Here is a 4,505-nt window from a genome sequence, read left to right on the forward strand (position 1 = left end):
CCCGGCGCAGGGACGGCACCTCGCCGTTGGCCAGGCGGGTCATCTGGACCAGGTTACGGACCAGCGCCTCCCCGGTCGGCGCCCGGCCGAGAATGTGCAGGCCGTCGGCGATGGCCGTGTCGGCGATTTCGCTCAAGTAGTGATGCAGGGTTTCCAGAAACGTCTCCACCTCGGCCAAGGCGGCTTCCTTGTCGAGATTCAAATCGGCGGCGATCTCCGCCTTTTCGGCCGCTTCCCAGATCATGCGGGCCAGCAGATCGCGCTTGCCCGGATCCTGAAGGGTTGCCGCCTGATATTCCGCCAGCAGATTTTCCAGCTCGGCCAGATCCTCGTAAAGACCGGCATTGGCCAAGGGTGGCGGCAGGTGATCGATGATGCAGGCATAGGCGCGGCGCTTGGCCTGGGTGCCTCGCCGGGGTCGTTGATGATGTAAGGGTAGATGTTGGGCAGATCACCGATGGCCAGATCCGGGTAGCAGGTTGCGGAAAGTCCCACGGCCTTGCCCGGTAGCCACTCCAGGCTGCCGTGCTTGCCCACGTGAATCACGGCATCGGCGTCGAAGACTCCGTGATCCAGCGGTAGTGAGCCAGGTAGTGATGGGGCGGCGACAGGCGCGGGTCGTGGTAGAGTTTGTCCAACTGCTCGAAATAGCCCCGCGGCGGCTGGATGGTGAGAAAAACATGGCCGTTGATCAGACCCGGGAAAAAAAGGCGGTTTTCGTTCACGAACAGATCCCCGGGCATGGGCTGCCAGTCCTGGATCATCTTCTCACGAACGGTTTCGGGAAGGCCGGCGTGCCAGTCGTCGTAGTCCTCGGGGCCGGCCGAAGCCCGGGCGCAAGCGGCCATCTGCTCCGGCGGCAGCAGCGTTGGTCGCAGGTCATGCCGGCTAAAAGATCCTGGGCCAGGCTATCGCCGTTGGGGTAGTCGGTGTCGACGCCGTACCCTTTTTTTCTCATGGCGCGCAGCAGATCCACCACGCTGGCAAAGGAGTCCAGGCCCGCGGCGCAGCCGATGCGGTCGTTGCGCGGCGGGTAGTGGTGAAAGACGATGGCGACCTTCTTTTCGGCGTTGGGTTTGCGGCGCAACGCCGCCCAATTCAGGGCCAGGCGCACCATCTTGGCCATGCGTTCGGCAATGGCCACGTATTTGTTGACCGCCGCGCCGGTCAAGGGGTCGATGTCCACGCACTGCTTGGAGGCTACCGGCACGGTGATGATCACCCCGTCCAGTTCCGGCTGGGCCACGCTGATGGTGATGTCCACGGTGTTGAGCCCCTGGTCGCTGGCCTCCCATTCGGCGATGCTGCGGCCGGTGGCGATGGCCTGGATGACCGGGACATTCAGACGCGCCAGCAGTCCTTTGTAGTCGGGCGAGGCGGTCTGCAGGCTGAACATCACCGGATTGATGAGGACATCGATCGCCGGCCGACCGTCTTGCATGAAAAAATGCTCGACCACGTCATCGGCGCCCCGGTTGCCAATAGGGTGTCTTTGAAGCGCATGTGGAAGACGCAGATCACGTTGGCGCCCTGCGCTTCGATTTCGCGAACCATGGCGTCGATGTGCGCCTTGTTGTTACTGGTCCAGAAATTCTGGTAAAACCAGATGCCCACCGTGGCTTTGGCCGGGTCCAGGGTCGCGCGAAAGGCCTCGGCATCTTGGATGTAGCCGCGGTCCGGATGATACAAACCCGCATCGGGTGGCTGAAACGGCGCATCGATGGTGATGCTGCCGCCACACACCCGGTGGTAGAGAAAACCCAGCAGGTTGAACAGGTTCTCCACACCCCCATAACGATAATAACGGCTCAGGGTCTGCCAGGCGTCGCTGTCCATGCCGTCGGAGTGCTGCTGCACCAGGGCCAGTGATTCCGCATTGCTGCCGGTGGGCTGGACATGCAGATACGGGGTCTTGATCCCGGCGTTGCGTCGGCCCCCTATGGTTTGGACCAATGCTTCCCAGGCCGGGCAGGAATGACTCCCGGCCATCAGGGTGACCACCACGGCATCGGCGGCCAGGGCCCGGCGCACGAATTCGGCCTGGCGTTCCGGATCGTTTTCCAGCTGGGTGCGGGTACGAGCGATGATCTCGAGCGGTGCGACCGCTTCCATGAAGCGCCTGGCCGCTTCGCTCAGGTTGGGGATCTCGTTGGAGGTTACGCTGAAATAGGCGATTTTCATTTTTTCCCGTCCAAAATCAAATCGGATGCGGTTCAACGCACCCGTTTCACCAGCGCGGGGTGCGCCTTGGGGGTTGGTCTAGGCTGGCCATTTTTCTTTTTCTTCCGCCACACGCCCTTGCGGTGAAGCCAGTCATAACTGCCCGACAGAACGACGATGACGAGTGCGATCCCGCCGATGGGAACGATCCAACCGGTGTAATTACCGATCCAGTCCTGGAAGATGCGGCCGTTGTGGATAAGAAAGAGGACGTGCCACAGGGACAAGCCGGCATGGGCTGCGATTTCCGGCGGCATGACCGGTTGCGCGGCATCGGACCGGACCATCTTGAGCCCTTCTCGATAGTCGGCCCAGAAGAGGAGTTCGCCCTTGAAGATGGCGGCGCCGACCGCCCGATCCACGGATTTCCCCGGATTGTGACCGCCGGCGGTCGATCGCCCCCGGATATTCGTGATGGCATTCGTGGCCGGATCCCAGACATAAAGCCCTCGGAACGACCCCATGAGCAAGCGCCCATCGGTGAGCGGGTCCAGCACGTCGAGGCCCATGCCGCCCACCGGCAGGTTGATGACCAATTTCTCAAACGGTCGTGAGAAGTCTGCCGGTCCCTTGAAAAACCCGTTGTCCGTGGCGATCAGTATACTGTCATCTTGCGCCAGATAGACGGCCCGGTCGATGCGTTCCCACCCATGCACAGCCGATCGGGCCTTGCCCAACCAACCGGCCGGAACCCTGCTGCCGGCAATGGTCTGGCGAAACGGCGGGCGGATGAATACGCCGGTCAGGGCGATGATGGCCAGCAATACGGCGGCCCAAATGCCGACCTTGCGGTGATACATATGCAGGCTGCGGAAGAGGCGACTGCCGTTGCCCCGTGTTTTTAGGTGCTTGTTTCTCCAGGGGATGAACCAGATGAAAATGGCCGAAAAAGAGAGAAACCCCAACAGCAGGCCCACCCCGTCGACCATCAGCTTTCCCGGTACGCCCAGGACGGAACCGTCATGCAGTCTGAGCAAAAGGCGAGTCAGCGGCGCACGAACGGGCGCAGGGGTATCCGAACGTAGCGCCGTGGGATGCAGTACCGGTCTTGCCTGCGTTTCGTCCAGGATATAACACCCGCTGCCGGTCCACACGAGAAGCTGATCCTTCCGCTGGACCAGGTCCACGATTTCGACATTTCCGAAATGGTCCCGGTCGATGGCCTGCCAATGCGCTTGCTTGAAATCGTAGCGGTACAATCCGGAACGGGTGCCGGCATAAAGATACGGCGGCCGTGAGGATGCGGTAAGCAGCAGGCAAAAGGTGTCCCGGTCATAGGCCGAGGAAGGAAATCCAGCGCCAAGGGCCGAAAAGGTGTGGCCGCCATCCCGACTTTGCCACACGCCGGCCCTGCCGCCCACCATCATCGTCGATCGATCATTGGGAGAGAAGACCACCTCGCGCATGGCCATCCGATCCCAATTGACATGGCGGAAGCCGGGCGGCAGCCAACCCGGCGGTACGGATATGCCTCGAATCATCAATGGGTGGTTGAGCAGCACGCCGCTGATAGCCATCAACAAAAAGTAGACCAGGCGATCAGGCCGATGTATTTGTGCAGGCTTTTTGAACCGGTGAACATGATTCGGGTTGGTTTTTGCACGGCTATTTTATCTCGAACCTTCTTGTAAGGGGGCAAGGCTTGCATGCATGGTATTCTCCAAAAAAAAATCCCCGCGCCCGAAAGGGTGCGGGGATACCGTTTTTTATCCCGAACCGATTGATCCGTTGCGGTAAAATACCCTGATCCGCGATGGGCTTTACCGATTCATCAAAGGCAGGTCTTCTGGCTTCATCCGGCTGCTGGCGGCCTTCCCGTTCGCGAAAAAGCGAACAGTGGCGTCGGGGCCAACAGCGTCGTTTCCAGCACAGGCTGGAAACAGGGATGTCACAGCGGCGGGTCCACTCCCGATTTGCACGGGATTCCCTATTAAGTCGCGAAGGACACCTATGATCGTCAAGTGCGATGATATCTCGTAAAAGCTTTTCGATTGTCAATAAAAAACCATCATGGCATGAAATGGTCTTCCACGTTGACTCCTGAGGTGTACGGATGGCGATTCGGTATCTGATTCTTGCATTGACCCGGCGCTGCAATCTGCGTTGCGTCTATTGCTACAACGGAGACGGTCACGATCAAGCGGATATGCCGGAAACGGTGATCCGGGCGGCGATCGATCTGGTGGCTTCCAGTGGGCAGTCGTTTCACCTGCAACTGACCGGGGGGGAGCCCACCCTGGTGCCGGGGGCCATCGAAACGGCCGCCCGGCTGGCACGCGACACCG

The 4,505-nt window shown here is 60.6% G+C and carries 5 protein-coding genes, 1 pseudogene and 1 riboswitch; of the genes and pseudogenes, 1 reads left to right on the plus strand and 5 read right to left on the minus strand.

Annotation, left to right across the window (positions count from 1 at the left end; genetic code table 11):
* The 5 genes and pseudogenes from JCM12296_RS51145 to JCM12296_RS48625 form a co-directional block, all read right to left on the minus strand.
* Window positions 1–848, minus strand: a pseudogene (locus JCM12296_RS51145) (cobaltochelatase subunit CobN); the annotation flags it as partial.
* On the minus strand, window positions 761–1,441 hold the full coding sequence (locus JCM12296_RS48615; protein ID WP_054701884.1) for a cobaltochelatase subunit CobN: 681 nt from the start codon (window positions 1,439–1,441) through the stop codon (window positions 761–763). The pseudogene JCM12296_RS51145 and the gene JCM12296_RS48615, both read right to left, overlap by 88 nt.
* Window positions 1,396–2,181: a cobaltochelatase subunit CobN gene (locus JCM12296_RS48620; RefSeq protein WP_157068118.1), complete on the minus strand. Its 786-nt coding sequence runs from the start codon at window positions 2,179–2,181 to the stop codon at window positions 1,396–1,398. Before JCM12296_RS48620 ends, JCM12296_RS48615 begins: the two co-directional genes overlap by 46 nt.
* 32 nt (window positions 2,182–2,213) lie before the next feature.
* Window positions 2,214–3,737: a PepSY-associated TM helix domain-containing protein gene (locus JCM12296_RS32625; protein ID WP_054701890.1), complete on the minus strand. Its 1,524-nt coding sequence runs from the start codon at window positions 3,735–3,737 to the stop codon at window positions 2,214–2,216.
* Complete coding sequence (locus tag JCM12296_RS48625; protein WP_281492241.1) at window positions 3,737–3,868, minus strand: hypothetical protein; 132 nt, start codon at window positions 3,866–3,868, stop codon at window positions 3,737–3,739. The genes JCM12296_RS32625 and JCM12296_RS48625 overlap by 1 nt, the downstream gene beginning before the upstream one ends.
* 111 nt (window positions 3,869–3,979) lie before the next feature.
* A riboswitch (cobalamin riboswitch) is annotated at window positions 3,980–4,187 on the minus strand.
* Window positions 4,188–4,273: 86 nt separating this feature from the next.
* Here JCM12296_RS48625 and JCM12296_RS32630 point away from each other — a divergent pair.
* Window positions 4,274–4,505 (plus strand): radical SAM protein (locus JCM12296_RS32630; RefSeq protein WP_157068119.1); only part of this gene is annotated, 232 nt, incomplete at its 3' end.

Origin of the sequence: Desulfosarcina cetonica JCM 12296 (genome assembly GCF_001311845.1) — a bacterium.
Classification (GTDB): Bacteria; Desulfobacterota; Desulfobacteria; order Desulfobacterales; family Desulfosarcinaceae; genus Desulfosarcina; species Desulfosarcina cetonica.

Excerpts from the sequence above, each read along its gene's own strand:
- JCM12296_RS32625 (WP_054701890.1), bottom strand. The coding sequence starts at position 3,737 with ATGGCTATCAGCGGCGTGCTGCTCAACCACCCATTGATGATTCGAGGC.
- JCM12296_RS48620 (WP_157068118.1), bottom strand. The coding sequence starts at position 2,181 with ATGAAAATCGCCTATTTCAGCGTAACCTCCAACGAGATCCCCAACCTG.
- JCM12296_RS48615 (WP_054701884.1), bottom strand. The coding sequence starts at position 1,441 with ATGCAAGACGGTCGGCCGGCGATCGATGTCCTCATCAATCCGGTGATG.
- JCM12296_RS48625 (WP_281492241.1), bottom strand. The coding sequence starts at position 3,868 with ATGCAAGCCTTGCCCCCTTACAAGAAGGTTCGAGATAAAATAGCCGTG.